Origin of the sequence: Yinghuangia sp. YIM S09857 (assembly GCF_051388915.1) — a bacterium.
Classification (GTDB): domain Bacteria; phylum Actinomycetota; class Actinomycetes; order Streptomycetales; family Streptomycetaceae; genus Yinghuangia.
Window position 1 is genome coordinate 109,461 of the sequence record NZ_JBPKBH010000026.1, and the last position, 24,631, is coordinate 134,091.

Below are 24,631 nucleotides of genomic sequence, written 5' to 3' on the forward strand. Positions count from 1 at the left end.
CGGCCCAGGCGGAGGAAGACCGCCGGGACCGCCGCGTCGCACGGAGTTCGGGTTGAAGGGCTGGGCGGGAAGGACGGGTCCGGGTCGGCGGCGTACCGGCCGATCGTCAGGCGTTGTTCTTGTAGCGGCGCACGGCCAGCGGGGCGAAGACCGCGAAGATGGCGGCGGCCCACAGCAGCGTCGCCACCGCGTGGCCGGCGACCTCGCCGCCGACCAGGAGCCCGCGTACCGCACTGGTGAGGTGGCTGATCGGGTTCACGTCGACCCACGCCTGGAGCCAGCCGGGCATGGTCTCGGTGCGGGCGAAGATGTTCGCGCCGAAGGTGAGCGGGAAGCCGACCAGCATCGCGGTGCCCTGCACGCTGCGCGGGTTCTTCATGACGACGCCGAGCAACGCGAAGATCCAGCACATCGCGAACGCGAACACCAGGACCAGGCCGACCGCGGCGAGCGCGGCCAGGGCGTTGGTCTGTACGCGGAAGCCGATCGCCGAGCCGAAGCCGAACACCATGGCGATGGCGACCATGTACCGGCAGATGTCGCCGAGGACGGCACCGGCCAGCGGGGCGAACCGGGAGATCGGCAACGAGCGGAAGCGGTCGAACACGCCCTTGGCGACGTCCTCGCACAGCCCGACGCCGGTGCCGAGCGACGCGAACACGACGGTCTGCACGAGGATCCCGGGCAGCACGAACTGGAGGTAGTCGTGCGTGCTGCCCTCGATCGCGCCGCCGAACAGGTACACGAACATCACGATGAAGATGACCGGTTGCAGCGTCAGGTCGATCAACTGCTCGGGCTGGCGCTTGAGTTTGACGAGGTTGCGCCAGGTCAGCGTCAGCGTGTGCCGGACGACCGCGAACGGGTCGGAGCGGCGGGGCACTTGGCTCTTGGCCCCGGGTTCGTGCGGGGCGGATGTGTGCGGCGCCGGGCCGGGGGACTGCGGGGACGAGGCGTCGGGGTGCGCGGTTGCGGTGGTCACAGGAAACTCCTGAACAGGACGAGGAAGGTGAACGCGGCCAGCAGGGCCACGCGTTCGTAGCGGCGGCCGAGCGTACGGACGAGCGGGGGAACGGGGACGGACGGGCGGCGGTGGCACCGCACGGTCTGCGGTGCGGTGCGCCTCACGCGGCGGCGGGCGCCTCGGCGTCCGCGCCGTGCCCGGTCAGTTCCATGAAGACCTCGTCCAGGCTCGGCAGACGCAGGGCGAGTTCGGTGGCGCGGATGCCGGCCTCGTCGAGGCGGCGCACCACGTACGGCAGCAGGTCGGGATCGTGCACCGCGACCGTCACGACGCCGGGGCGGGTGGTGCGGTCCGGTGCGAGGCCGGTCAACTCCGCGACGATGGCGGCCGTTTCGTCGAGGCATGCGGGGTCCGCCGGGCGGATCTCCAGGCTCTGCCCGCCGATCTGCGCCTTGAGGGAGTCCGCGGTGCCGTTGGCGATGACGCGGCCGTGGTCGATCACCGCGATGTCCCTGGCGAGTTGGTCGGCCTCGTCGAGGTACTGCGTGGTCAGCAGGACGGTGACGCCCTCGTCGGCGACGAGGCCGCGCACCAGGCCCCACACGTCCCCACGGCTGCGGGGGTCGAGACCGGTGGTCGGCTCGTCCAGGTAGAGGAAACGGGGGCGGCCGACCAGGCTCGCGGCCAGGTCGAGGCGGCGGCGCATGCCGCCGGAGTACGTGCCGGGCGCGCGGTGGCCCGCGTCGGTCAGCTCGAACCGCTCCAGCAGCTCGCGTGCCCGGGCCTTCGCGTCGGAGCGCGACAGGTCGAGCAGGCGGCCGAGCAGGACCAGGTTCTCGAAGCCGGACATCTCCTCGTCCACGGAGGCGTACTGCCCGGTCAGGCCGATCAGGCGGCGGACCTCGGGGGCGTCGCGGACGATGTCGTACCCGCCGACGGTGGCGTGCCCCGCGTCCGGCGTGATCAGGGTGGCGAGCATGCGGGTGGTCGTGGTCTTCCCGGCCCCGTTGGGACCGAGCAGCGCCAGGACGGTGCCCTCGCGGGCGACGAGGTCGATCCCGGCCAGGGCGGTGGTCTTGCCGTAGCGCTTGACGAGGCCCTCGGCCTCAATCGCGTAGCGGGTCATCGTGGCTCCCGTGGTTCTCTCATCAGGTGACGACGACCACGGTGCAACGGTCTGCTGACAGGTCTCGCACACCTCGCTGTCACGGGGCGCGGCTCGCTGGCACGACGCTGACATGGCGCCTGACAGCGGCTGTTTCCGCAGGTCACAGGGGGTGGGCCGGAGCCGGTCCCACACCCTGGACGCAGCGACAGATACGTGTTGTATGCATCTAAAGTGGGCTCTTTGGCGTGGGCAGCAGCGCACCGACCATCGGGAGGAACCGTGGACGCGGCCGAGCAACCCCGTACCGTCGCCGAACTGCGCGGTGTCGGCGTACGCAAGTACACGACGGGCCAGGTGATCCTCGACGGGATCGACTGGACCGTGCGGGCGGGCGAGCACTGGGCGCTCCTCGGGGCCAACGGCGCCGGTAAGACGACGGTCCTGCGGCTGCTCGGCGCGACGATGCACCCGACGGTCGGCACGGTCGACGTGCTGGGGCACCGGCTGGGGCGCGTCGACGTCCGTGAGCTGCGGGCGGTGATCGGGTTCGTCTCCAGCGCGCAGAAGGTCCCGCTGGACGAGACCGCGCACACCGTCGTGCTCACCGGGGCGACCGGGACCGTGCAGCCGCTGTGGCGCAAGTACGACGCGGCGACGCGCGCGCGGGCCGAGGAACTGCTCGCGGAGCTGGACCTGAAGGAGCTCGCGGACCGGCCGTACGGCGTGTGCTCGGGTGGACAGCGCGCCCGCATCCTCATCGCCCGCGCGCTGCTCGCCGACCCGGCCCTGCTGCTCCTGGACGAACCCTTCAACGCCCTCGACCTGCCGTCCCGCGAGGACCTCATCGATGCGATGCACCGCCTCGCAACCGCCCGCCCCCACCTGGCCACCGTCACGGTGACCCACCACCTGGAAGAACTGGCCCCGAACATCGGCCACGCCCTGCTCCTACGAGACGGCCGAATCCAGGCGTCCGGCCCCACCGACACCGTCCTGACCGCCCCTAACCTGACGGCATGCTTCGCCCGCCCCATCCAAGTAACCCGCCACAACAACCGCTGGGCAGCCCACTCGGCGCCCGCGGAGGGGTGACAACCGCGTACGGGGAGTTGCGTGGTTGGGGGGCGGTCGTGTGGGCCGGGGGATCCGCACTGCAGGGCGGGTGTTCGGGGCCCTGCGCCCACGCGGCGGCCGTGGAGGGGTGACAACCGCGTGCGGGGGGTTGAGTGGTTGGGGGGCGGTCGTGTGTGGCCGGGGGATCCGCACTGCAGGGCGGGTGTTCGGGGCCCGGCACTCGGCGCCCGCGGAGGGGTGACAACCGCGTACGGGGAGTTGCGTGGTTGGGGGGCGGTCGTGTGGGCCGGGGGATCCGCACTGCAGGGCGGGTGTTCGGGGCCCGGCACTCGGCGCCCGCGGCGGGGTGACAACCGCGTACGGGGAGTTGCGTGGTTGGGGGGCGGTCGTGTGGGCCGGGGGATCCGCACTGCAGGGCGGGTGTTCGGGGCCCGGCACTCGGCGCCCGCGGAGGGGTGACAACCGCGTACGGGGAGTTGCGTGGTTGGGGGGCGGTCGTGTGGGCCGGGGGATCCGCACTGCAGGGCGGGTGTTCGGGGCCCTGCGCCCACGCGGCGGCCGTGGAGGGGTGACAACCGCGTGCGGGGGGTTGAGTGGTTGGGGGGCGGTCGTGTGTGGCCGGGGGATCCGCACTGCAGGGCGGGTGTTCGGGGCCCGGCACTCGGCGCCCGCGGAGGGGTGACAACCGCGTACGGGGAGTTGCGTGGTTGGGGGGCGGTCGTGTGGGCCGGGGGATCCGCACTGCAGGGCGGGTGTTCGGGGCCCTGCGCCCACGCGGCGGCCGTGGAGGGGTGACAACCGCGTGCGGGGAGTTGCGTGGTTGGGGGCGGTCGTGTGTGGCGGGGGATCCGCACCGCAAGGCGGGTGTTCGGGGCTCCGCGCCACTCGGCGGCCGTTGCGGGCCGGACTCGTTGACGCGCTGTGGCGGTTGCCGCAGGGTTGCGGCGGCAGGCGGCAGGCGGCAGGCGGCAGGCGGCAGGCGGCGTCGGCTCGCAACGGCGTTGGCGCGCCTGCCCCAACGTCGCGTGCGGCGGCTCGCGAAGTCGGCCCCGCTGCGGTGTGGCACTGCGGCTGCGTTGTGAAGCGGCCGTGACCGCATGGACGTGGGCGGGTGACTCCGCCTGCACGAGCGTTCCCCGCACGGGGAACGCCGCCCTGGGTTCGCGCGCACCACATGGTGTGGGCGGCCCGCACGACGACTGCGCCGTCGTGGCGCCGATGGCGGTCATTTGCGGGCGGGACTCGCTGACGTTCGGCGGCAGTTGCCGGGGGTTTGCGGGAGCGGAATGCGCACGTCGGCAACGGCGTTCGCACGCGTCCGGCTTCCCGGCTTCCCGGCGTCACGTTCGACCGCTTGTGAAGCGGGGCTGCGCGGGCGTTGGGCGCTGGGTGGCGCTGTTGCCGCTCCGGTGTGGCCTTCGCGCCGACCGAGTCGTGGCGGTGTGGTCGGGTGTCCGGGGGTGGATCCCCGCCGGGGGATGTGGTGGGGTTTGGGGCTCGTCGGAATGCCTGCTCATGGGTGGATTGAGGGAAGACCATCGGGCGTCGGAGGTGGCGCACGATAACTTCGGAGGTGGGGGCGGACCGACCCTCGTGGCTGCCGATCCGGTCGGGATCGGCGGGATGGGGGGCGTTCCCGGGGGAGGTGGCGGGTGGTCACAGCGGTGGCTCGGCCCCATGTCGCGCCGACTTCGCGCGGGGTGGTGGGGCGTGTGGTGCGCGGCGCGCGGACCACGCCCGGGCGGCTTGCCGTCGTCGGTGTGCTGCTCGTCCTGCTGTCGCTTTTGGCGGGATTGTTTGCGTTCGCGGCGGTACGAGAGCGGTCGCAGGCGGCCGAGCGCGTCGCGACGCGGAGCGAGCCGCTGGGCGTCCGGACCCAGGAGCTGTACCGCGCGCTCGCCGAGGCCGACGCCGCCGCCGCGGCCGGATTGTTGTCCGGTGGTGTGGAGAAGAAGGAGCTTCGCGAGGACTACGAGCGGTCGTTGGAGACGGCGCAGCGGGCGCTGATGTCGGCGTCGTCCGCCGGGGCCTCCGGACCCGTCGCGGAGTTGCTGAGCCGTCTCTCGGTCGAGATCCCGAAGTACCGCGAGGACGTCGCCTGGGCGAAGTCGGCGACGCGGCAGGGGCATCCGGTCGGCAGCGCGTATCTGCGGGCGGCGAGCCGCCAGATGGAGCGCGTGATCCTGCCGGCCGCGGCCGAGTTGCACGAGATCGCGGCCGGACGGCTGCGCGACGACCACCGCGAGGCGACCGCTGTGCCGCTCGCGGCCTACCTGTGCGGCGGGTTCGCGCTGGGCGCACTGGTGGTGGCGCAAGTGATGCTGGCCCGGCGTACGAAGCGGATCATCAACCCCGGGCTGTTCCTCGCGTCCCTCGCCGTCGCCGCCTCGCTGGCCTGGCTGACCACGGGGCTGTCCACCGCCCGCTCGGAGTTGACGGCAAGCCGCGACGAAGGGTGGCGCCCGGTCGACGCGTTGTCGGACGCCCGCTTCGCGGTGCTGAAGGCCCGCGCCGCGGAAGGGCAGATCCTCGTCCAGCAGGGCAGCGACGGGGGTGCCTACAAGGAGGCGCTGGACGAGCAGTTCCGGCTGTTGCAGGCTCCCGGCGCCGACGGGCTGCTGAGCGAGGCCGAGCGCCTTTCGCGCGACGACGACCTCGCCACCGGGCGGATCGCCGACGCGCGCGCCGCGGTGGCCGACTGGAGGGCGTCCAACGCCAATGTCATGAACCAGTTCAACCAGACCAACTTCAAGGGCGCGGTAGCGCTCGTGATCAACGACGACGGGTCCTCCCAAGTCGCCTTCGCGCGCGCCGAGAAGGCGCTCTCCGAGGCCATCGCCAAGGACCAGGCGGACTTCGAGAAGGCCGCCGCCCGCGGCCGCGACGCCATGGAGGGGCTGGCCGTCGGGCTGCTCGTCCTGGCTGCCGTCGCCGCCGCGGCGATCGTCGACGGGGTCCGCCGGAGGTTGGGGGAATACCGGTGAAAAGCACGGATTCGCACGCATTGCTCGGACGCGGCACGCGGCGCACCACCGCCGCACTCGCCGTCGGTATCGCCCTCGTGGTCGCCTCGCAGGGCGGCGCCGGAGCGGACGGCGCGCCCCGGCAGCAGCCCCGGGCCGTCCCGGCGGCTCCCGCGGCACCGCCGGCACCCGCCGCCACGGACTGCGGCGATCCCAAGCTCAGCCTGCGCCCGCCCGCCTCTGTGCCGAAGCCCGCCTCCTGGTCCGCCGACAGCAGGATGCAGAAGATCGTCCAGCGGGGCTTCCTGATCGCCGGAGTGGACCAGAGCACCTACCCGTTCGGCTACCTCGACCCCGTCGACGCGACCCTGAAGGGCTTTGACATCGACATGCTGCGCGAGGTGGCGAAGGCGATCTTCGGCGACGACCGGCCCGACCGCATCCGGTTCCGCGTGCTCCTCAACGCCGACCGCGTTCCGGCCGTCGAGCAGAACCAGGTGGACGAAGACCAGGTCGACATCGTCGCGATGACCATGACCGTCAATTGCGAGCGTCGCGAGCGCGTCGACTTCTCCGACGTCTACTTCACCGCCGGGCAGCGCACCCTCGTGCAGAAGGACCCGAGCCTGCCGCAGCGCGTCCGCGACGAGGGGCTCGCCGCCCTCGCCGGATACCGCGTCTGCGCGGTCGACGGCTCGACTTCGCTGGCCCGCATCAAGGACCCGCAGTACCAGGCCGTTCCCGTCGAGGGCGAAACCTGGGCAGACTGCCTGGTCAAACTCCAGAAAGGCGAGACCGACGCCATCTCCACCGACGACACCATCCTGGCCGGACTCCAGGCCCAGGACGCCAAGTTCACCGAAGTCGTGGGCGGCCGGATCAGCGAAGAGCCGTACGCCATGGCGATCAACAAGGCGGACGCGGAGTTCGTGCGCTTCGTCAACGCCGTGCTCGCCGACGTGAAGAGCTCCGGCCGCTGGACCGAGCTGTACAAGAAGCACATCGGCACCTCCCTCAACGAGACCGACCCGAAGCCCCCGGCGGTCACCACCTGGCGGACCGAGTCGTGACCACCCCCGGCAACTGGACCCGCGAGCACGTCGACCGCGAGATCGCCCGCCTCGACACCGAGCGCGACGGCATCTCCGCCGGCCTCATGGCCCTGGAGGAACACCCCGGCCGCCGCCTGCTGGAGGGCGCCGTGCTGGAGGGGCGGACGGAGGAGCGCTGGGCGTCCTGCCGGACCGACATCGCCCGCCTGTGGGAGCTGTACTCCGCCTACGGCGCCGTGCTCGACGAGGCCCGCGCGCTGCGCACCCGGCGCTCCCGGCCGTCCCGCGCCGAACTTGACGAGATGGCACGGCTGTTGACCGGCGCCAACGTACGCGTGCCCGGCGAGGAACTGCCGATCGGCAAGCGCGGCCTGGTCGAACCGGCCGCCACGAACCGCACGCTGACGTTCGACGCCGTGGTGGCCGAGATGAACACCGTGTGGCGCCGCGCCACCGAACTGGTCGCCGCCGTCGACGACGTGTGGTCGATCGTGCTGCCGCGCCTGGACCGCGTCGAGGCGTCGGCCACCGAGACCGCGGCGCTCGTGGACCGGCTCGGCGGCCAGGCCGCGCTCGCCGTGGAGGCGCGCGTCGTCGCCGAGGTCCGCAAGCGCCTCTCGGACGCCCGCGCCCGCGTCGCCGCCGACCCGCTGCGCTTCGTCGGCGTGACCGCCCGCTCGCGCGTCGGCGACGTCGACCTCGACGGCTTCGAGCGCGACCTGAAGGGCGTGCAGGACGGGCTGCGCCAACTCCGGCTGCTCCAGGAGCGGTACGAGGAGCGCGCGCAGCGGGTCACCGGCCTCCTCGACGTGCTGGCCGCCGACGAGGCCGAGACGCAGCGCCGCCGCGCGCACGTGCTCACCCGCATCTCGTACGGCGTCCCCGACGTTCCGGCCGCCGCCGCGCCGCTGCGCGCCCGCGCGGCGCAGGTGGCCGATCTGCGCCGCCGCGACGCCTGGCCGCAGCTCTCGGCTCAGCTCAGCTCCCTGGAGCGCGACGCCTACGCGGCCGGGGAGCGGCTGCGCGCGGCCCGCGGTGAACTCGACGCGCTGCTGGCCCGCCGCGACGAACTCCGGGGCCTGCTCCAGGCGTACCGTGCGATGGCGGGCGGACGCGGGCGAGGCGAGGACGAGGTGTTGGAGCGTCTACACCACCGCGCGTACGACGTGCTCTGGCGCGCGCCGTGCGACCTGGACGACGCGGCGCGGCTCGTCGGCGAGTACCAGCTCGCCGTCACCGCGCCAAGACCGGTGCACCACCGCGCGGTTCAACTCGACGCGCGGGGCATACACAACGAGACCGGCGCCGAGGCGGGCAGCGGCGCCGGAACCGAGACGGGATCGGGAACGGGCGGCGCCGGACGCGCCGGCGGCCCGACGAGGGCCGAAGGGCCGAGGGGGGAAGGCGAGGACAATGGCGACCTGTAACCGTTCCGACTGCGGCACCGGGGCCATCGAGGACGGATACTGCCTCGACTGCGGCCGCAAGCCGCTCAAGAGCGGCACTGCGGGCCCCGGCAAGTCCGGTGCGGGCGGCGCCAAGTCAGGTTCGGGCTCGGGCACGGGCGCCGGCACCGGCTCCGGGCTGGCGAGCGGCCTCGGCGGGGGCCTCGGCCCGACCGGGCACTCGGCCGCGGGCACCCGCTCGGGCAGCGCCCGATCCGGCGTCACCTCGTCCGGCCGCAGCGGTCGGACGTCCGGCCGCACCTCGCGCCGCAACACCACCGGCGTCTCCGGCCGCCGCCTGGGTGCCGGGCTGGTGGAGATCCCGGCCGTCCCGGTGCGCGACCCCGCCGCGATCCTCATGAAGGACCCGGTGATACCGGAGGAGAAGCGCTTCTGCCGCAACGAGGACTGCGGCCGCCCGGTCGGGCGCGGGCGCGACGGCAAGCCCGGCATCGCCAACGGCTTCTGCCCGTACGACCGCACGCCCTACTCGTTCGCGCCCAAGCTCGAAGCCGGCGACATGGTCGGCCAGTACCGGGTCGTCGGCTGCCTGGCCCGCGGCGGCTTCGGCTGGGTGTACCTGGCCGTCGACACCGTGCTGCACGACAAGTGGGTGGTGCTCAAGGGCCTGCTCGGCAGCGGCGACAAGGACGCCCGCGACGCCGTCCTGGCCGAGCAGCGGATCCTCGCGCACACGCAGCACGCCAACATCGTCACGATCCACAACGTCGTCACGCACCAGGACCGCTACACCGGCGACGCCGAGACGTACATCGTCATGGAGTACGTCGGCGGCATGTCGCTCAAGGACCTCGTCGAACGCCGCCGCACCGAACTGGCCGACCGCCGCGCGGTCCTGCCGCTCGAACAGGTGCTCGCGTACGCCATCGAGATCCTGCCCGCCTTCGGACACCTGCACAGCCGCGGCCTGATCTACTGCGACTTCAAGCCCGACAACGTCATCCAGACCGACGACCAGCTCAAGCTGATTGACATGGGCGCGGTCCGGCACGTGGACGACGAAGAGGGCGCCATCTACGGCACGATCGGCTACCAGGCGCCGGAGATCGGGCGTGTGGGGCCGAGCCCCGAGTCCGACCTGTACACGGTCGGGCGCACGATGGCGGTGCTCAGCTTCCCCTTCGCCAACTTCACGAAGGACTGGAAGAGCGCGCTGCCGCCCGCGAGTTCGGTGCCGCTGTTCGCCGAGTTCGAGTCATACCACCGGCTGCTGCTGCGGGCCACCCACGAAGAGCCCGAGCACCGCTTCGCCACCGCCGCCGACATGGCCGAGCAGTGCCTGGGCGTGCTGCGCGAGGTCGTCTCGGCACGCACCGGCGAACCGAGGCCCGCGCTGTCCGGCCTGTTCGGCCCGGAGACCCGCGTCGCGCACACCGACGTCACCGCCTGGAACGCGCCCGGCGCCCCGGGAGCGGTCGCCACCGCGGCCGGACTGCCGGTGCCGCGCGTCGACCCGTCGGACCCCGCGGCGGGCCTGCTGGCCTCGCTGCCGACCAACGACCCCGACGAGCTCCTGGCGGCGCTGCGGGCGGCGGGCGTCGACTCCGTCGAGGCCACGCTGCGCCTGGCGTACGTCTGCATAGAACGCGGACTGGTCACGCGCGCCGAGGCGTTCCTCGACGACGTCGAGGCCGACGACTGGCGCCTGCTCTGGTACCGCGGCCTGGCCGCCCTCTCCGAGGGCCGCATCAGCGACGCCCTCACCTCCTTCGACGCGGTCCGCACGCTGCTGCCCGGCGAGCGCGCGCCGCGCCTCGCGCTCGGCATCTGCCTGGAGCAGCACGGCAACCCCGTGCAGGCGGCGCGCGAATACGAGGGGGTGTGGAACACCGACCGGTCCTACGTGAGCGCCGCGTTCGGCCTGGCCCGCTGCCGCCTCGCTTCCGGCGACCGGGTGGGCGCGGTGGCGACTATGGAGTCCGTGCCGGACACCTCCGCCTACTACGTGGCGGCGCAGACCGCCGCGCTCCGTACCCGGGTGTGCGACCGCGACCCGGCGGAGGCGCTGGAGGACGACCTGCTCCAGGCCTCCTCGCACCTCCAGAACCTGCCGGTCGAGGGCGAGGCGTACGACCGGCTCGCCGCCGAACTCCTCGGCTCCGCACTCGCCTGGGTCCGCACGGGACGCTCGGGGGCGTCCGGACGCGACGGCTCGGTGCTCGGCAGCGAACTCCAGGAGCGCCCGCTGCGGTTCGCCCTCGAACGCACCTTCCGCTCCCTCGCGCGGCACGTCGACGCTACGGAGGAACGCGTGGCACTGGTGGACAAGGCCAACGAAGTACGCCCCCGGACATGGGTGTGATCGGCGTGGGCACGGGCAGGACGTCGCACGGCACGGATCCGGCGGTGGGCGCGGCCGCCGGACCCGGCGCGGTCGCCGGCTGCCCGAGCTGCGGGGTGCAGCCCCAACCCGGCTACAACTTCTGCGAGGCGTGCGGCTACGAACTGCGCAACGCGCCTCCGCCGCCGGTGGCCGAACGCGCGCCGCGCCGAGGTGAGTTCGCCACCGCGACGTGCCGCTCGTGCCGTACCTCGTCGATCGGCGCGGACGGCTGGTGCGAGTCGTGCGGCCGGGCGTACAACCCGCGCGACTCGGTCGTCACCGATCTGCGCATCGCCGCCGGGATGAGCGACCGCGGCCTGCGCCACCGCCGCAACGAGGACGCGATGGCCGTGGAGGTCGTGCAGTCCCCGCACGGCGGGCCGAGCGTGGTGGCGGTGGTGTGCGACGGCGTCTCCTCGTCGCCGCGGCCGGACGACGCGTCCGGCACCGGGGCACGGGCCGCCGGGGCCGCGCTGGTCGCCGCGCTGCGCGGCGGGGCCGGACCGGAGGCCGCCACCCGCGCGGCCGCCGCCGCGGCGGCAAGTGCCGTGGCACGGCTCGCGGGTCCCGGCGACGTCGACGGCAACGCGCCGGCGTGTACGTATGTTTCGGCGGTCGTCACCCAGGAGACGGTAACCATCGGGTGGGTCGGCGACAGCCGCGCCTACTGGCTGTCGGTGGACGACCATCCCGTCGGCGACCAGGACAGCACGGTGCCGGCACACGGCGGCACGTCGCGCCCGGCGCCCGAGCCGGACCACGAACCGGTCCGCATCGCGCTGCCGGAGACCCCGCCGCCCGCGGCCTTCCCGGAGGCGGTGGGCGCGGACAGCACGATCCGGCTGCCGACCCCGTCCGCACTGCTGACCGAAGACGACTCGTGGGCCGCTCGCATGGTGGCGTGCGGCCAGTTGACCGAGGCCCAGGCGTACGCCGACAGCCGCGCCCACGCCATCGTGTCGTGGCTCGGCGCCGACGCGGGCGAGGTACGTGCGCGGGTCATGACGCTCCGGCCCAACACCCCCGGCGCGGTGCTGCTGTGCAGCGACGGGCTGTGGAACTACGTGCAGGCGGCGCAGACGCTCTCCGCGTTCGCGCTGCCCTACGGCCTCGCGCAGCCGATGCGGGCCGCACGGGCACTGACCGACTACGCCCTCCAGTCCGGGGGCGCCGACAACATCACCGTGGTCCTCGTCCCCTTCCCGCCCGCCGCCCACGCCGGGCCGGAACCCAAGGAGTAGCCCCAATGTCCGCCAACGCAAGCCCCTCCGGGGCGCCGGACTTCGATGTCGAGGTCTTCCAGAACCAGTACTTGCCGATGGGCGGGCGCGAGGTGCACGCGGTCGCCACGGTCACCGCGAAGGGCGAGGTGTCCGGCGGCGCCGTGTCCGGTGGCCTGGCCGCCGAGGTGATCCTCGTGGACACGTCCGGGTCGATGGACTTCCCCGGCACCAAGCTCAGCTCCGCCAAGCTGGCGACCAAGGCGGCGATCGACGCGCTGCGCGAGGGGACGCTGTTCGCCGTCGTGTCGGGCACCGGCATGGCCTCGATGGTGTACCCGTCCGACGAACGCCTGGTGCCGCTCGACGCGCACACCCGGCGCGAGGCCAAGCGCGCCGTCGACCGGCTGCGGGCCCGCGGCGGGACGGCGATCGGGCAGTGGCTGCTGGCCGCGAGGCGGCTGTTGTCGCCGTACCCGGAGGCGATCCGCCACGCGATCCTGCTGACCGACGGCAAGGACGAGAGCGAGACGGCCGCCGACCTGGCCGCCGCCATCGAGCAGTGCCAGGGCGTCTTCACGTGCGACTGCCGCGGCGTCGGGACGGACTGGGTGGTGGCCGAGCTCCGCCAGGTCGCCTCCGGACTGCTCGGGAGCCTCGACATCGTGGCCGAACCGGCCAACCTCGTCGCAGACTTCACCGCGATGATCGAGAACGCGATGGGCAAGGCGGTCGCCGACGTGGCCCTGCGGCTGCGCACTCCCGGCAGCGCGCAGGTCAAGTTCGTCAAGCAAGTGCGTCCGTCCATCGAGGAACTGACGTACCGTCGCAGCGAGCCCGGACCCAACATCGGGGACTACCCGACCGGTTCATGGGGCACGGAGAGCCGTGACTACCACATCTGCCTGGAGGTCGAGCCCGGCGACATCGACGACCCGGTGCGCGTCGGGCTGGTGAGCCTGGTCTCGCGCGCGGGGGACGGCACCGAGCACGAGCTGACCCGCATCGGCGTGTTCGCCGAATGGACCGACAACGAGGAGCTGTCCACCAAGATCAGCAAGGAGGTGGCGTTCTACACCGGCCGTGCCGAGCTGGCGCAGGCCATCCAGGACGGCCTGGAGGCGCGCCGGGTGGGCCACGAGAGCGAGGCGACCGCGAAGCTCGGGCGCGCGCTCGACCTGGCCAAGGAGTCCGGTGACGAGCACACCGCCAAGCTGATCAAGAATGTCGTCGACGAGGACCCGGTGACGGGCACCATCAAACTGCGGCGGAAGGTGTCCGACGAGGACGAGATGACGCTGGACACGGCCTCGGTGAAGACGTCGCGGCTGCGGACCTCGTAGCCTGCCGACCGGCAAAACACCCGAAACTCGTCCGCATGCCGAACCGCCGGGCCCCGGCGCGCGTCGTCGTCACGGAAGACAGGAGGCGCTGACATGGCGATATGCCCGCGCGGCCACAACTCGATCGCCGACGACTTCTGCGACGCGTGCGGCAGGCCGATCGGTCGGCAGGCCATGCCCCAGCAGCAGTACCCGGCGTCGGGGACGGCCGCCGACTACGCCCGGGTGCCCGGTGAACCCTGTCCGGTCTGCCACACGCCGCGGGACAGCGCCACGCGGTTCTGCGAGGCGTGCGGCCACGAGTTCGACGCGGACCCCGGCGGCGCGGCGGGGTACGGTTCGGCGCCGCCTGCGCAGTACCCGCCGACGGAGGGCGGCGTGCAGGGGTATTCGGGGACGGGGTACGACTACGGGTCGGGGCAGCAGCCTCAGCCTCCGCAGCAACCGCAGGGGCAGTCGCGGGCGCAGGCACCACCGCTTCCGCAGCAGCCGGAGTACTTGGGGCAGGGCGGGTACCCGGACCAGGGGGGCTACTCGGCGGACCAGGGCGGGTACGGGTCCCAGAGTGGGCACAGCGGGCAGAGCGGCCACAGCGGTCAGAGCACTCAGGGCGGCCACGGGGGCCAGGCCACCGGCCACGAGGGCAGGCCCGCGGCGGGCGGTTACCCCGGACAGCAGGGCACGCACGCGGGCGGCAGTGTGCCCGGGCAGGCGTCCGGCCCGCCGGTGCAGCAGTCGTACGGGTACACGCCTCAGACCAGCCCGCCGGCCGGCTACCCGCCCGGCGAGTCGTACTCCTCGGGCGGCGGGGGCTATCAGGAGCAGGCCTACGCGGACGAGTGGGGCGGCGGCACGGTCGTCGGCTCCGGGCCCGTCACGGTGCCCCCGCGCCCGCCGATGCTGCCCTCCGACTACCACCCGGGGACGGCGCCGCCGCGGGGGTCGCAGGCCCCGCAGGGCTCGTACGTCTGGACGGTGCGCGTGACGGCCGACCCCGAGTATTTCGAGCGGGTCGTCTCGCAGGGCGGCCCGGACGCGCACGCGATGCGGTTCCCGCCGTACCACGAGACGTGGACGGTCGCGCTGGAGGGCGACCGCATGCGCGTCGGCCGCCGGCGGGCCGGAGCCGCCGGGGCGGACGTACCGGAGATCGACCTGTCCGGTCCGCCGTCTGATCCGGGCATATCGCACCTGCACGTCGTGCTGTTGGGGCGTCAGGACGGTTCGTGGCAGCTCGTCGACCCGGGGTCGACGAACGGCACGACGCTGAACGGCGGCAAGCGGGCCATCGAGTTCAACCTGCCGGTGGATCTGCACGACGGGGACCGCATCCATGTGGGCGCGTGGACGACGCTTGAGGTCAACTTGCGGGCTCGGTGACGTCACGGGGCCGTAGAGTTCGCCCGGACCCACGTCCGGCAATCGGCCCCGGGGAGTACCGATGCGCGGTGGCACCAAGCGGATCTGGGCGGTAGCGGCCGCGCTGTTGCTGATCTTCGGGCTCGCCGCGTGGGGGACCGTCGAACTGGTGTCCGGCCACGGTCCGGACGGCGGCGGTGCCTCCGGACCCACCGACGCCGCGGATGCCGCCCGCGGCGCGCCCGGCTACGACGCCATCCTGCCCGCGCCCGTCAGCGCCACCGCAACTCCCGGCGTCACATGGACCCTTGCCTCGGACGCGGCGGTGTTCACCGACCCCGGTTCGGCCGAGGCTGCCCAAGTCGGCGAGCTGCTCGCCTCGTTGCTCCGGCCCGCGACCGGATATGTGCTGCCGGTCCGGGAGTTCGACGCGAATGCGCCGCCGTCGGGGATCGCTCTGGTCCTGGAGCCCGACGGCCCGGACGGTGCCGAAGGCTACCGGCTCACCGTCACCGCTGACGCCGTCGAGATCCGCGCGGCACGAACGGCCGGACTGCGCCATGGAGTTCAGACCCTCCGTCAGCTCCTGCCGGTCTCCGTCGAGTCCAAGGCGCCCGCGGCGGGGCCGTGGACCGTGCCGGGCGGCAGCGTCGTCGACCGCCCGAGGTACGCGTACCGCGGCATGATGCTCGACATCGTCCGGCAGTACTTCGCGCCCGCCGACGTGCGGCGCCTCGTCGACGACATCTCCCGCTACAAGTTCAACCACCTGCACCTGCGCATGACCGACGACCAGGGCTGGCGCATTGCGATCGACGGGCTGCCGCGGTTGTCCGAGGTCGGCGGCGCCACCCAGGTCGGCGGCGGGCCGGGGGGCTTCTGGACGCAGCAGGACTACCGCGAGGTCGTGGCGTACGCGGCGGAGCGCGGACTGACGCTGGTCCCGGAGATCGCGCTGCCGGGGCACACCGGCGCGGCGCTCGTGGCGTACCCCGAACTGGGCTGCGACGGACGGGAATACGAGCCGTACACCGGCATCGACGTGGGCTTCAGCACGCTGTGCGTGGAGAGTGGGCGGACGTACGAGTTCGTCGACCGGGTGGTCGGGCAGGTCGCCGCGCTGACGCCCGGGCCGTACGTGCACATCGGCGGCGACGAGGCGCACACGCTCAAGCCGGAGCAGTTCGCGGCGTTCATGCGGCGGGCCCAGGAGATCGTGGGGAGGCACGGCAAGACGGTCATGGCCTGGCACCAGCTCGCGGACGTGCCGCCCGTGCCCGGCGCCGTCGTCCAGTATTGGAACCAGCAGGGGCGTGAGGCGGACATGATCGTCGCCGCGGCGCGGGCGGGGGCGAAGGTCGTGCTCTCCCCGTCCGACCGCGTCTACCTGGACATGAAGTACGACGGTGCGGAAAAGCTCGGGCTGACCTGGGCGGGGACCGTCGACGTGCGGCAGTCGTACGACTGGGACCCGGCCACGCTGCTGGCCGGCGTGCCCGAGGACGCGGTCATCGGCGTCGAGGCGCCGCTGTGGAGCGAGACGCTGGACAGCTTCGCGGACGTCGAGCACATGGCCTTCCCGCGCGTCGCGGGCGTCGCCGAGATCGGCTGGTCCGTCCCCGAGGCACGCGGTTGGGACCGCTACCGCGCCCGGCTCGCCGCGCAGCTGCCGCGCTGGGACGTGGCAGGGATCGCGTACGCCAGGCGCGACCTCGACTGAGGGTCTTCGGAACGGGCGCGGCGTGCGGTCGGGGACGCGTGGCTCGCGGACTCGGCTCCGGCCTTGTCGCCTGCGCGGATGCCTCTGGCCTTGGTCGCCTACGCGGACGGCTGCCTGCCCAGTTCCTCCGTCACCTGCTCCAGCACCTGCAAGAACGTCTCCGTCTCCTGCGCGCCCTGCATCGCCCACTTGCCCTGGAAGACGAACGTCGGGACCGCCGTCACGCCGATCTCCCGGGCGTCGTCGATCGCCTGCCGCACCTGCGCGAGCCCCTCGTCCGAGGCCAGGAACTCGGCCGTGCGGTCGTGGTCGAGCCCGGCCTCGGCGGCGAGGCCGGTCAGCTTCGCGTGGTCGCCGACGTCAAGGCCCTCGCCGAAGTAGCCCTGGAGCAGGCGCTCCTTCAGGGCCGCCTGCGTGTCGCGCCCGTAGGCCTCCAGCGCGTGCCAGAGGAGACGGTGCCCGGTGAAGGTGTTGGCCGACAGGGCGTTGTCGAAGTCGAAGGTGATCCCCTCGGCGACCCCGATCTCGTGCAGCCGCGCGTGCATCGCGGGCAACTGGTCGGGGCCGAACTTCCGGGCGAGCCGCTCCGACAGCGGCTCGGCCTTCTCGGGGGTGGAAGGGTCGAGCTGGTACGGCCGGTACACGACCTCGACGTCGGCGCCGCCCGGGAACGCGGCGAGCGCCTTTTCGAAGCGCCGCTTGCCCACGTAGCACCACGGGCAAGCGATGTCGCTGTAGACCTCGACCTGCAACACGACAGTTCCCTCCGGTTCGCGTCCTTGTTCCCGCAGCCCAACAGGGCCGCCCGCGGTTTTGTTCCGCACAGCCCGGCGGGGAGCCGTGAACCGGTCGGCCGCCAGGGCGGTTCGATCCCGGCCGGACGGGCTCGGCGCGTACCCTGACGCTGTGCCAGACCCTGCCGCCGCGTCCCCGGTCTCCCCAGCCTCCCCGAACCCGCCCGGTGAACCGCGCCCCGCCCCGGCACCGGCCGAGCCGGGGGAGGCCGACGGCGTCGATTTCCTGTCGTTCGTCGACTTCGCGGTACGCCGGGCGGCGCGGCGGCAGCCGGGGATCGATGCCGAGGCGCTGCGGATGATCCTGCTGATCAACCGGGTCGCGAACGTCGTGACGTACGACCTGGAGTCGGCCGTGCACCGCCCGCAGGGCTGGACCTGGCCGGCCTTCCGCCTGCTCAACGTGCTGTGGCTGGCCGGGCCGACGGAGGGCAAGCGCATCGCGGAGATGTCCGGGATGAGCCGCGCGGCGATCTCCAGCCTGGCCAACACGCTGGAGAAGCAGGGCCTGGTGGCCCGCGGGCCCGCGCCGCACGACGGACGGGCGGTCACGCTGCGGCTCACCGAGGCGGGGGAGGGCGCCCTGGCGGCCGCGTACCGTGCGCAGAACGCCCGCGAGCGGCAGTGGGCCGAGGCGCTGTCCGACGACGAGCGGGCGACGTTTGTCGAGCTGTTGGGCAAGGTCGCGGCACACGCGACGGGCGACTGGGTGCGGCGCAGGGACTGAGCGGGGGCGACCTTGTGCCGGGGTCTGGCGGTGCCGCGAGCCTGGTGCCAGAATAGTAAAAGGTTTTACAGAGTGATCCGATTGGATCCTCCGGATGCCGGGAACGGGAGAACGCAGACCGGCACCCTGCGACGAGGACGAAGGTGTGAGTCATGGCCTACTACCGGCGTTTGGGTTCGGTGCCGCGGAAGCGGCACACCCAGCACCGCACCCCGGAAGGGGGCCTGTACTACGAGGAGCTGATGGGGGAGGAGGGCTTCTTCTCCGATTCGTCGCTGCTGTACCACCGGGACATTCCGTCGGCGATCGTGGACGCGCGGGTGTGGGAGCTGCCGGACCAGGCGACGACGCCGAACCATCCGCTGCTGCCGCGGCACCTGAAGCTGCACGGTCTGTTCCCCGGGGCGGAGTGGAAGGCCGCGGATGTCGTCACGGGTCGGCGGCTGGTCCTCGGCAACGCGGATGTGCGGATCTCGTACGTGGTGGCGGGTGCGCCGAGTGCGCTGTACCGCAACGCGTTGGGTGACGAGTGCGTGTACGTCGAGTCCGGGGAGGCGGTCGTCGAGACGGTGTTCGGCACGTTGACGGTGGGCCCGGGCGACTATGTGCTCCTGCCGCGGTCGACGACGCACCGGTGGGTGCCTGCGGGGGACGGGCCGTTGCGGGCGTACTGCATCGAGGCGTCGAGCCATGTCGCCCCGGCGAAGCGGTATCTGTCGAAGTACGGGCAGTTCCTGGAGCACTCCCCGTTCTGCGAGCGCGACCTGCGCGGGCCGCAGGAGCCGTTGGTGGTGGACGGCTCGGATGTCGAGGTGCTGGTCAAGCACCGCGGTGCGCACGGCGGCCCGGTCGGGACGCGCTACACCTACCCGGGGCATCCGTTCGACGTGGTCGGGTGGGACGGCTGCCTGTACCCGTATGCGTTCAACATCGCGGATTTCGAGCCGTTGACGGGGCGGGTGCACCAGCCGCCGCCGGTGCACCAGGTGTTCGAGGGCGCGGGTTTTGTAGTGTGCAATTTCGTACCGCGGAAGGTTGACTACCACCCGTTGTCGATTCCCGTGCCGTACTACCACTCGAATGTGGACTCGGACGAGGTGATGTTCTACTGCGGCGGGAACTACGAGGCGCGGCGCGGGTCCGGGATCGGCCAGGGGTCGGTGTCGCTGCATCCGGGCGGGCATGCGCACGGGCCGCAACCGGGGGCGTACGAGCGCAGCATCGGGGTGGAGTTCTTCGACGAACTCGCCGTGATGGTCGACACGTTCCGGCCTCTGGAACTGGGTGAGGGCGGGCTCGCGGCGGAGGATCCGGGCTACGCCTGGACCTGGTCAGGACGGGGGCCGGAGGCATGACCGCCCGGCAGCCGGATCCCGTACCCGACACCACACCCGTCCCCGCCCCCGAACCCGGCGTGATCCCGGCCCTGTTCGCGGGGTTCGTCGACGACGCCGCGATCTTCCCGCCCGGGAACCTCCCGCTCGCCGAGGCCGTGGAGGCCCATCACGCGCACCGCGCCTCCTGGTACGCCGACCTGGTCGGCCAGTTCCTCGTCGGCTCCGGGCGTATCGCCGACCTCGCGGCCCTCGCCGACCCCGAACGCCCGCTGCGGGTGGGCGTGGTCGTCGCCGGTGGCGCCGCGGCCGTCGGAGATGCCGTACGAATGGTCCTGGAAACGCCCGGACTTGTCCTCGCCGGAGTCGAGGCCAACGGCGATCCTGCGGAACTGGTCGGCGCGTTCCACGAGCACCTGCCCGAGGGCGTGCCGGGGGCCATCGAGGTGGTTGCCGACCAGGCCATGCCGGAGGCGCTGGACGCCATCGCGGAGACCCGGCACCGCGCGAAGTTCCGCACCGGCGGCACCGTCGCCGAGGCCTTCCCCGAGGACGGGCGCCTCGCGGCCTTCCTCGCCGAATGCGTGGCCCGCGAACTCCCGTTCAAGCTCACCGCCGGGCTGCACAACGCGGTACGCCACACCGACCCCGTGACCGGCTTCCGGCACCACGGCTTCCTCAACGTCCTGACCGCGTTGCGTGTCGCCCAGGCGGACCGGGCCGAGGGGCTGCCCCTTGTCGTGCACAGCATCGCCCGGCCGCTGGGGGAGTCCGATCCCGCGCCGGTCGCCGCGCGCGTCCGGCTGACCGCCGCCGCGCACGGTGCCGAATACCGGGCGGCGTTCACGGCGTTCGGCTCGTGCAGCGTCGCCGAGCCGCTCGCCGACCTGATCTCCCTGGGGTTGATCGCCCCGCCCTCGGACCCCAAGGAGCAGACCCCGTGACGTCCACTTGGCTGCCTGTCGCGGCAGATCATCCGTTCGGCACCGGGAACCTGCCGTACGGCGTGTTCACCACCACGGAGGACCCTTCCCCCCGCATCGGCGTGGCGATCGGCGACCACATCCTCGATGTCGGCGCCGTCGCGCAGGCCACCGGTTCCGACCACACCACGGTCCTGTCCGCGGCGAACCTGAACCCGCTGATGGCCGCCGGACGCCCCGTCTGGACCACCGTCCGCGCCGAGATCACCGCGTGGCTGACCGACACCGCGTACCGCCCGCACGTGCAGCCGAACCTGACGCCCCGCCAGGACGCTGCCCTGCACCTGCCGTTCACCGTCGCCGATTACGTCGACTTCTACGCATCCGAACACCACGCACGAAACATCGGCCGCATCTTCCGCCCCGACGGCGAACCACTCACCCCCAACTGGAAACACCTCCCCATCGGCTACCACGGGCGCTCCGGCACCGTCGTCGTCTCCGGCACCGCCATCGCCCGCCCGTCGGGGCAGCGCAAGGCCCCGACGGACGCCGCGCCGACGTACGGGCCGAGCCTGCGCCTGGACATCGAAGCCGAGGTCGGCTTCGTCGTCGGAACACCGACAACCCTGGGCACCCAGGTCCCGCTCGGCGCGTTCCGCGACCACGTCTTCGGGGTGTGCCTGGTCAACGACTGGTCCGCCCGCGACATCCAGGCCTGGGAGTACGTCCCCCTCGGCCCCTTCCTCGGCAAATCCTTCGCGACGTCCGTCTCACCCTGGATCACCCCCCTGGACGCGCTCGCCCACGCCTGGACCGAGCCGCCGCCGCGCGACGTCGAACCCCTCCCGTACCTCGACGACCGCACCACCGAACCCGGCGGTCTGGACCTGGCGATCGAGATCGCGCTGAACGGACACACCGTCTCCCGCCCTCCGTTCCGCACCATGTACTGGACCGCCGCCCAACAACTCGCCCACATGACCGTCAACGGCGCCTCCCTGCGCACCGGCGACCTCTACGCCTCCGGCACGGTCAGCGGCCCGGACGTCGACCAGCGCGGCGCACTGATCGAGATCACCTGGAACGGCCGCGACCCCGTCAAGCTCTCCGACGGGTCCACCCGCGCCTACCTCGACGACGGCGACGAAGTCACCGTCACCGCCACCGCCCCCGGCCCCGACAACACCCGCATCGCCCTCGGCGAAGTCACCGGCCGCATCGTCCCCACACGCGGCTGAGCAACCGACGACAGGAATCCGGCACCGGAATCCGGCAAAGGGAAATCCCATGAACAAGGTGGTGGCCTCGGCGGCCGATGCGGTCGCGGACATAGCCGACGGCGCATCGATCGCCGTCGGCGGATTCGGACTCTGCGGCATCCCCTCCGTGCTCGTCCGGGCGCTGTACGAGCAGGGCACGAGCGACCTGTCCGTCGTCTCCAACAACTGCGGCGTGGACGACCTCGGCCTCGGACTCCTCCTCAGCGCCCACCGCATCGCCCGCGCGACGGGCTCGTATGTGGGCGAGAACAAGGAGTTCGCGCGGCAGTACCTGGCCGGGGAGATCGAACTCGAACTCACCCCGCAGGGCACCCTCGCCGAACGCCTCCGCGCCGGCGGCTGCGGCATCCCCGCCTTCTACACCCCCGCAGGCGTCGGCACCCAAGTCGCCGACGGGGGACTCCCCTGGCGTTACGGCCCCGACGGCGCGGTGGCGGTCGCCTCCCCGCCCAAGGAGGTCCGCACCTTCGACGGCGTCGACTACGTCCTCGAACACGGCATCACCACCGAATACGCCCTCGTCCGCGCGGCCCGCGGCGACCGCCACGGCAACCTCGTCTTCGAGCGCTCCGCCCGGAACTTCAACCCGCTCGCGGCGATGGCCGGACGCGTCACCATCGCCGAGATCGAGGAGATCGTGCCGCCCGGCGAACTCGACCCCGACGAGATCCACCTGCCCGGTGTGTTCGTGCAACGCGTCGTCCCCCTCACTTGGGAACAGGCCGCCGACAAGCACATCGAGAAACGTACGATCCGAGCGATGGCGGCAGGGCTGCGCTGATGCCCTGGACACGCGACCAGATGGCGGCCCGTGCCGCGACCGAACTCACCGACGGCGCCTATGTCAACCTCGGCATCGGCCTGCCCACCCTCGTCCCGAACCACATACCGCCGGGCACGGAAGTCGTCCTCCACTCGGAGAACGGCCTGCTGGGCGTCGGTCCTTACCCCTCCGTGCACGACGTCGACCCGGATCTGATCAACGCAGGCAAGGAGACCGTCACCCTCCTCCCCGGCGCCAGCACCTTCGACTCCGCGCTCTCCTTCGGCATGATCCGCGGCGGCCACATCGACGCCGCGATCCTCGGCGGCCTCCAGGTGTCCGCGGGCGGCGACCTCGCCAACTGGTCCGTGCCCGGCACCATGGTCAAGGGCATGGGCGGGGCCATGGACCTGGTCCACGGCGTCCGCCGGGTCATCGTGCTCATGGAGCACGTCACTCGGGACGGCAGCCCCAAGATCGTCGAGGAATGCACCCTCCCGCTCACCGGCAAGGCCTGCGTCCAGCGCGTCATCACCGACCTCGGCGTCCTTGACGTCACTCCCGACGGCCTCCATCTCGTCGAACTGGCCCCGGACGTCCCCGAGTCCGAACTACGAGCCAAAACCGGCCCCAGGCTCCTCGCGACCTGACGGAACGCCTTCTCGTTCGGCCGTCCAGATCCGGCCGGTCGCCGTCGGTCAGTGTGTTCGGCGAGCGTGCGGCGTGGTCGGCTTCAGGGGGCATGGGCGGGATATGCGCTGCGGGCTGCCGGGTGGTTGTTGACGACCGCGGTTGTCGCGGGGCTTACGCGGGTGCTCAATCGGCGGTGAGCGGTGGTGGGGTCATGGTTCGTCTTGGGACCGGCGGCGCCATTCGCTGGGGGTCAGGCCGTATTCGGCGCGGAAGCGGCGGCCGAAGTGGGTGGGGTCGCTGAAGCCCCAGCGGCGGGCGACGACGGCGACGGTGCGTCCTGCCGCGACGGGGTCGGCGAGTTCGTCGCGGGCGCCGCGGAGGCGTTCGCCGATGACCCACTGCTCCAGGCTGAAACCGGCCTGGGCGCAGATCTTGTAGAGGTAGCGGACCGAGATGTTGTGCGCGGCGGCGACCGAGTCCGGGGAGAGGTTTGGGTCGGTGAGGCGGGCACGCACGTACTCGCGTACTCGGGTGAGGAGGGTCTCGGCCAGCACGGGGCGGCCCGTTCCGGCGGATCGTCCGGCGGAGATGAGTAGCGCGCGGGCCAACTCGACGCTTGCGGCGCCCAGTTCGGGGGCGCTGACGTCGTCGGAGAGCCGCGGGGCCTCGGCGGTGATGCGTCGGACGTGCTCGATCAGCAGGTGGTAAACGGGACTTGCCGGCAGGCGGGTCATGGCGCGGCGGATGACGTCGGCGGAGACGCCGAGCTGGTCGATCGGCACCTGGAGGGTCGCGGCGCCGCCCGGGCCGGACCAGGAGAAGTCGTACGGCGCGCTCAGGTCGGCGATCATCAGGCCGCCCGGCGGCACGAGTTGCTCGGCGGCGAACTGCACGTGGCGTCCCGCCGCCCGGGTCTGCACCGACAGTGCGATCATCGGGGACGCCGATCTGCGTGACTGCTTGGGGGTGCGCAGCAGCCGGAAGCCCGAGGACTCGGTGCGCAGTACGCGGGCGCCGCCGAGCTGCCATTCCTCGACGCGCGTGTGCAGGGTGTGGGCAGGTGCCTCGTGGATGACGTAGCACGGGGCGACGGCCTCCACCATGGCGGTGTAGACCGCGTCGACCCTTTCCGCGACGGGGAGTTCCGTCGTGTCGATGAGGACGGTCATCGCACACCCTTCCGTACGCAGACGCCCCCTGCGCCCGGCGGCCCGGTGCCGGACGGAACAGCCCGGCGGTGCCGCCCGGTTGGGCCGACCGACGGGCCGACCGGTTGGGCCGACCGGCGGTGGCCGGGTGACCGTGGGCCGGGAGACCGGTGCGCGGGGTGCGCGGCCTGATGCACGCGCAGCCGACAAGTGTGCGTGCACAGCCCAGTAGACCGCGAATCCGGTCCGTATGGTCGGAAACGCCGACGCTCGCCGGGTGGCGGATCGCGCGTGCCCGTCGGCGGGCCGTGCGCTCGTGGCGGCCACCGTGACGCGTCCGTCGCCGCCTCCAGGGCCCTTCCGCGCGTGGAAGGGCCTGCCTGACCGGGGGAGGCGTCGTGGGGCGCAGGTGGGTCGCGGTCCGCCCCCGGACC

Annotated in this window: 20 protein-coding genes; 15 read left to right on the forward strand and 5 right to left on the reverse strand. The window is 72.6% G+C overall.

Annotation, left to right across the window (positions count from 1 at the left end; translation table 11 throughout):
• Positions 1-106 precede the first annotated feature (106 nt).
• Genes ACRX5S_RS36480 through ACRX5S_RS36490 form a run of 3 tightly spaced genes read right to left on the reverse strand, consistent with a single transcriptional unit; the run spans position 107 to position 2,090 of the window.
• On the reverse strand, positions 107-982 hold the full coding sequence (locus ACRX5S_RS36480; protein WP_436777533.1) for an ABC transporter permease: 876 nt from the start codon (positions 980-982) through the stop codon (positions 107-109).
• Positions 979-1,128: a hypothetical protein gene (locus ACRX5S_RS36485; RefSeq protein WP_436777534.1), complete on the reverse strand. Its 150-nt coding sequence runs from the start codon at positions 1,126-1,128 to the stop codon at positions 979-981. The genes ACRX5S_RS36480 and ACRX5S_RS36485 overlap by 4 nt, the downstream gene beginning before the upstream one ends.
• Positions 1,125-2,090 carry an ATP-binding cassette domain-containing protein gene (locus ACRX5S_RS36490; protein WP_436777535.1) on the reverse strand — a complete coding sequence of 322 codons (966 nt, stop codon included), beginning with the start codon at positions 2,088-2,090 and terminating at the stop codon, positions 1,125-1,127. Before ACRX5S_RS36490 ends, ACRX5S_RS36485 begins: the two co-directional genes overlap by 4 nt.
• A 261-nt stretch (positions 2,091-2,351) precedes the next feature.
• On the opposite strand from ACRX5S_RS36490, the gene ACRX5S_RS36495 reads away from it, so the two are divergent.
• The 9 genes from ACRX5S_RS36495 (at position 2,352) to ACRX5S_RS36535 (ending at position 16,592) form a co-directional block, all read left to right on the forward strand.
• Entirely contained in the window at positions 2,352-3,164 is an 813-nt protein-coding gene (locus tag ACRX5S_RS36495; RefSeq protein WP_436777536.1) for an ABC transporter ATP-binding protein, read from the forward strand.
• Between the two features lie 1,634 nt (positions 3,165-4,798).
• Entirely contained in the window at positions 4,799-6,130 is a 1,332-nt protein-coding gene (locus ACRX5S_RS36500) for a hypothetical protein (RefSeq protein WP_436777537.1), read from the forward strand.
• Positions 6,127-7,179, forward strand: a complete 1,053-nt coding sequence (locus tag ACRX5S_RS36505) for a glutamate ABC transporter substrate-binding protein (protein ID WP_436777538.1) — start codon at positions 6,127-6,129, stop codon at positions 7,177-7,179. Before ACRX5S_RS36500 ends, ACRX5S_RS36505 begins: the two co-directional genes overlap by 4 nt.
• On the forward strand, positions 7,176-8,588 hold the full coding sequence (locus tag ACRX5S_RS36510) for a hypothetical protein (RefSeq protein ID WP_436777539.1): 1,413 nt from the start codon (positions 7,176-7,178) through the stop codon (positions 8,586-8,588). Before ACRX5S_RS36505 ends, ACRX5S_RS36510 begins: the two co-directional genes overlap by 4 nt.
• Positions 8,575-10,929 carry a tetratricopeptide repeat protein gene (locus tag ACRX5S_RS36515; protein WP_436777540.1) on the forward strand — a complete coding sequence of 785 codons (2,355 nt, stop codon included), beginning with the start codon at positions 8,575-8,577 and terminating at the stop codon, positions 10,927-10,929. The genes ACRX5S_RS36510 and ACRX5S_RS36515 overlap by 14 nt, the downstream gene beginning before the upstream one ends.
• Entirely contained in the window at positions 10,920-12,191 is a 1,272-nt protein-coding gene (locus ACRX5S_RS36520; RefSeq protein ID WP_436777541.1) for a PP2C family protein-serine/threonine phosphatase, read from the forward strand. The genes ACRX5S_RS36515 and ACRX5S_RS36520 overlap by 10 nt, the downstream gene beginning before the upstream one ends.
• Before the next feature lie 5 nt (positions 12,192-12,196).
• A complete protein-coding gene (locus ACRX5S_RS36525; protein ID WP_436777542.1) occupies positions 12,197-13,513 on the forward strand; it encodes a VWA domain-containing protein in 1,317 nt (438 codons plus the stop codon).
• Between the two features lie 93 nt (positions 13,514-13,606).
• Positions 13,607-14,893, forward strand: coding sequence for an FHA domain-containing protein (locus tag ACRX5S_RS36530; protein WP_436777543.1), 1,287 nt, complete (start codon positions 13,607-13,609; stop codon positions 14,891-14,893).
• A gap of 61 nt (positions 14,894-14,954) precedes the next feature.
• Positions 14,955-16,592 carry a beta-N-acetylhexosaminidase gene (locus ACRX5S_RS36535; RefSeq protein WP_436777544.1) on the forward strand — a complete coding sequence of 546 codons (1,638 nt, stop codon included), beginning with the start codon at positions 14,955-14,957 and terminating at the stop codon, positions 16,590-16,592.
• Between the two features lie 98 nt (positions 16,593-16,690).
• Here ACRX5S_RS36535 and ACRX5S_RS36540 read toward each other — a convergent pair whose 3' ends face one another.
• Entirely contained in the window at positions 16,691-17,347 is a 657-nt protein-coding gene (locus tag ACRX5S_RS36540) for a DsbA family oxidoreductase (protein WP_436777545.1), read from the reverse strand.
• A gap of 151 nt (positions 17,348-17,498) precedes the next feature.
• Between ACRX5S_RS36540 and ACRX5S_RS36545 the strand changes: the two genes are divergently transcribed.
• From ACRX5S_RS36545 to ACRX5S_RS36570, 6 genes are all read left to right on the forward strand, one after another.
• Positions 17,499-18,113, forward strand: coding sequence for a MarR family winged helix-turn-helix transcriptional regulator (locus ACRX5S_RS36545; protein ID WP_436777546.1), 615 nt, complete (start codon positions 17,499-17,501; stop codon positions 18,111-18,113).
• Positions 18,114-18,265: 152 nt separating this feature from the next.
• Positions 18,266-19,468, forward strand: coding sequence for a homogentisate 1,2-dioxygenase (locus ACRX5S_RS36550; protein ID WP_436777547.1), 1,203 nt, complete (start codon positions 18,266-18,268; stop codon positions 19,466-19,468).
• The gene (locus ACRX5S_RS36555; protein ID WP_436777548.1) at positions 19,465-20,391 is read left to right on the forward strand and encodes a hypothetical protein; all 927 of its coding nucleotides are present in this window, start codon (positions 19,465-19,467) and stop codon (positions 20,389-20,391) included. The genes ACRX5S_RS36550 and ACRX5S_RS36555 overlap by 4 nt, the downstream gene beginning before the upstream one ends.
• Positions 20,388-21,611 (forward strand): fumarylacetoacetase, encoded by a 1,224-nt coding sequence (gene fahA, locus ACRX5S_RS36560; protein ID WP_436777549.1) that lies wholly within the window; start codon positions 20,388-20,390, stop codon positions 21,609-21,611. The genes ACRX5S_RS36555 and fahA overlap by 4 nt, the downstream gene beginning before the upstream one ends.
• A 49-nt stretch (positions 21,612-21,660) precedes the next feature.
• A complete protein-coding gene (locus ACRX5S_RS36565) occupies positions 21,661-22,434 on the forward strand; it encodes a CoA transferase subunit A (RefSeq protein ID WP_436777550.1) in 774 nt (257 codons plus the stop codon).
• Complete coding sequence (locus ACRX5S_RS36570) at positions 22,434-23,066, forward strand: CoA transferase subunit B (RefSeq protein ID WP_436777551.1); 633 nt, start codon at positions 22,434-22,436, stop codon at positions 23,064-23,066. The genes ACRX5S_RS36565 and ACRX5S_RS36570 overlap by 1 nt, the downstream gene beginning before the upstream one ends.
• A gap of 192 nt (positions 23,067-23,258) precedes the next feature.
• On the opposite strand, the gene ACRX5S_RS36575 is transcribed toward ACRX5S_RS36570, so the two are convergent.
• A complete protein-coding gene (locus ACRX5S_RS36575) occupies positions 23,259-24,218 on the reverse strand; it encodes a helix-turn-helix domain-containing protein (protein WP_436777552.1) in 960 nt (319 codons plus the stop codon).
• Positions 24,219-24,631: the final 413 nt, after the last annotated feature.

Excerpts from the sequence above, each read along its gene's own strand:
- ACRX5S_RS36520 (WP_436777541.1), top strand. The coding sequence starts at position 10,920 with ATGGGTGTGATCGGCGTGGGCACGGGCAGGACGTCGCACGGCACGGAT.
- ACRX5S_RS36535 (WP_436777544.1), top strand. The coding sequence starts at position 14,955 with ATGCGCGGTGGCACCAAGCGGATCTGGGCGGTAGCGGCCGCGCTGTTG.
- ACRX5S_RS36515 (WP_436777540.1), top strand. The coding sequence starts at position 8,575 with ATGGCGACCTGTAACCGTTCCGACTGCGGCACCGGGGCCATCGAGGAC.
- ACRX5S_RS36575 (WP_436777552.1), bottom strand. The coding sequence starts at position 24,218 with ATGACCGTCCTCATCGACACGACGGAACTCCCCGTCGCGGAAAGGGTC.
- ACRX5S_RS36565 (WP_436777550.1), top strand. The coding sequence starts at position 21,661 with ATGAACAAGGTGGTGGCCTCGGCGGCCGATGCGGTCGCGGACATAGCC.
- ACRX5S_RS36525 (WP_436777542.1), top strand. The coding sequence starts at position 12,197 with ATGTCCGCCAACGCAAGCCCCTCCGGGGCGCCGGACTTCGATGTCGAG.
- ACRX5S_RS36530 (WP_436777543.1), top strand. The coding sequence starts at position 13,607 with ATGGCGATATGCCCGCGCGGCCACAACTCGATCGCCGACGACTTCTGC.
- ACRX5S_RS36570 (WP_436777551.1), top strand. The coding sequence starts at position 22,434 with ATGCCCTGGACACGCGACCAGATGGCGGCCCGTGCCGCGACCGAACTC.
- ACRX5S_RS36555 (WP_436777548.1), top strand. The coding sequence starts at position 19,465 with ATGACCGCCCGGCAGCCGGATCCCGTACCCGACACCACACCCGTCCCC.
- ACRX5S_RS36490 (WP_436777535.1), bottom strand. The coding sequence starts at position 2,090 with ATGACCCGCTACGCGATTGAGGCCGAGGGCCTCGTCAAGCGCTACGGC.
- ACRX5S_RS36550 (WP_436777547.1), top strand. The coding sequence starts at position 18,266 with ATGGCCTACTACCGGCGTTTGGGTTCGGTGCCGCGGAAGCGGCACACC.